This is a genomic window from Treponema sp. R6D11 (assembly GCF_054786075.1).
The window spans coordinates 1-2596 of record NZ_BDHD01000224.1 but is presented as its reverse complement, the minus strand read 5'-3'; the positions used below and the strand labels follow the sequence as shown (position 1 = coordinate 2596).

3 protein-coding genes are annotated in these 2596 nt (G+C 44.7%); all 3 read left to right on the top strand.

The window, feature by feature from the left end; genetic code table 11:
* Positions 1–284: hypothetical protein (locus tag ACYVTD_RS11520; protein WP_461247913.1), on the top strand; the 284-nt coding region annotated here is incomplete at its 5' end.
* A gap of 71 nt (positions 285–355) precedes the next feature.
* Positions 356–1732 carry a TrpB-like pyridoxal phosphate-dependent enzyme gene (locus ACYVTD_RS11515; protein WP_461247912.1) on the top strand — a complete coding sequence of 459 codons (1377 nt, stop codon included), beginning with the start codon at positions 356–358 and terminating at the stop codon, positions 1730–1732.
* Positions 1733–1832: 100 nt separating this feature from the next.
* Positions 1833–2294, top strand: a complete 462-nt coding sequence (locus ACYVTD_RS11510) for a hypothetical protein (RefSeq protein WP_461247911.1) — start codon at positions 1833–1835, stop codon at positions 2292–2294.
* Positions 2295–2596: the final 302 nt, after the last annotated feature.

Here is a 2596-nt window from a genome sequence, read left to right as displayed (position 1 = left end):
ATTTATGGATGCCTACGTCCTTACAAAACACCGATGGAATGTGGGCGAGCCGGAGAGACCTTCAGATAGGTCCCGGAATTTCATTGGGCGTTCAATTCCACTTTAGCGAAAACATTTATATCTTTAGCAAAACCAACGTGGTTATGGATCTTTTCCGCTGGCATCAGGCTAAGTACATCGCTGACGACGGAACCGGCACATACACCGATTATTCAAATTCCGAAACCGAAATTGTTATTGGTTGGGGAGTTAAGCCCGTTCTTGGTCTTGGTATAAAGTTCTAGCGTTTAAGGGCACTTTGAATTAATCTACATATATGGTATAATCTTAAAAAATAAAGTCTTAGGAGGCGAATATGAAAAAAATTCCTACAAGGATCTATCTTTCCGAAGATGAGATGCCCAAAGTCTGGTACAACTTAAGGGCGGATATGAAGGAAAAACCGGAGCCGATGCTGCACCCGGGTACCCTTAAACCTGTAACTTCCGCGGATTTGGAACCTGTGTTCTGCAAAAGCGTAGTCGATCAGGAAATGGACGAAACTACCCGCTTTATCCCCATACCGGAAGACCTTTTGAACTTTTATCAGGCTTATAGGCCGTCTCCGCTTGTTCGCGCGTATTATCTTGAAAAAGAACTTGGAACTCCGGCGGAAATATATTACAAGTTTGAAGGGACAAACACTTCTGGCTCCCATAAATTAAACTCGGCGGGGCCGCAGGCTTATTTCGCGAAAGAGGCGGGGCTTACCTCCCTTACGACGGAAACGGGCGCGGGGCAATGGGGTTCCGCAATGGCGATGGCCTGCGATTTTTACGGTCTTAAATTGACCGTTTACATGGTAAAGGTAAGCAGTGAACAAAAGCCTTACCGCAAAGCGTTAATGGAAACTTACGGCGCGAACGTTATCCCCTCCCCCTCAAATACCACCGAGTCGGGTAAGAAAATCCTGGAAAGCGATCCTAACACAACGGGCTCTCTCGGCTGCGCCATCTCCGAAGCGATAGAAACGGCGGTAAAAACCGACAAGTGCCGCTATGTTCTTGGCAGCGTTTTAAACCATGTTTTGCTTCATCAGACCGTAATCGGGCAGGAAACAAAAATCGCCCTTGAAAAATACAACATCAAGCCCGACATAATCATAGGCTGCGCCGGGGGCGGCTCAAACCTTGGCGGCCTTATTTCCCCGTTCATGGGCGAAAAACTCGCGGGAAAATCGAAAACCCGCTTTATCGCGGTTGAACCCGCGTCCTGCCCGTCGTTTACCCGCGGCCGTTTCGCCTACGATTTCGGCGACACCGCAAAAACAACCCCGCTCATCAAAATGATGACTTTGGGCAACGGCTTTATCCCGTCCGCAAACCACGCCGGAGGCCTTCGCTACCACGGCATGAATTCAACCCTGTCGAAACTCTACAAAGACGGCCTTTTGGAAGCGCGCGCGGAAGTACAGACCGAAGTTTTTGACGCCGCGGTCCGTTTTATGAAGGCGGAAGGCATACTTCCCGCGCCGGAATCCTCCCATGCGATTAAAGTCGCCATCGATGAGGCCCTGGAGTGTAAGAAAACGGGCGAAAAAAAGGTTATTTTGTTCGGTTTAAGCGGAACTGGGTATTTTGATATGACGGCGTATATATCGTACAGAAATAAGACGATGACAGACAAAGTCCCAAGCGATAAAGACCTTGAAAACGGCTTTGCCTCGATTCCGCAAATACCGCAAAACGGGTAAACGATAGCGAAAAAAAAGCTAATGATTCCTCATGTTTTGCCGATAATAGCAGAAATGGGGGTGTACCATTAAAAAGCTATTGGTAATTTTAACGATTTTATTGTCTTCTGCGCTTTACGCCGAGGAACCTGAGGTTGTATTCCACAATTTCCCGTGGGGTACAAAAATGGAAGTTTTTACCGCAAAAGTCGGGAAACCGGCTTATACGGAAGAAATAGACGGCCTTAAATCGCTTCTCTACGATAATCTTAACATATCCGGCTATCAGGCGTTTATGGTGGTTTACTTTTCCAAAAACGGTCTGGAAGGCGGAACTTATTATTTTAACACCTTCTCTCTTGACGAATTAATGCAATGCTACAAAGACATACAAAAAGAGCTTCTGGAAAAATACGGCCCCACCGTACTGTGCGACGGAATAATCAGGGAAATGCGCCCCTACGAAACTTCTTGGAATCTTAAAAACGGATATGTCTATTTAAAGGTAAATACGCGTAAAAACGAACCTGTAACCCTTTGGTATTCATCGCCTTTTTTGACTAAGAAAATATTAGGGTCTTAAGCGGAACTTTCGTTTCATCGGCTTGTAGTTAATTTCAATTTCTCTTGTAAAACAAAAACATTTAACACTTTCCTTTCTATCTATGTGAGTATATTATTAAGTAATAATCAAAAATTTCTACCACGTTACAAATAATTATTTTAGGGCAATCCAGAATAAATTCATATCTTTTACTCAAACTTTATTAAGCAGGAGGATTGCTATGAAGAAAGTTCTCTTAACAGCAGCATTAATTTTGAGTGTAATGCTGTCGGTGTCCTGCAAATCCACTCCAAAGGATATGGATGAGCAGTACAAAGATC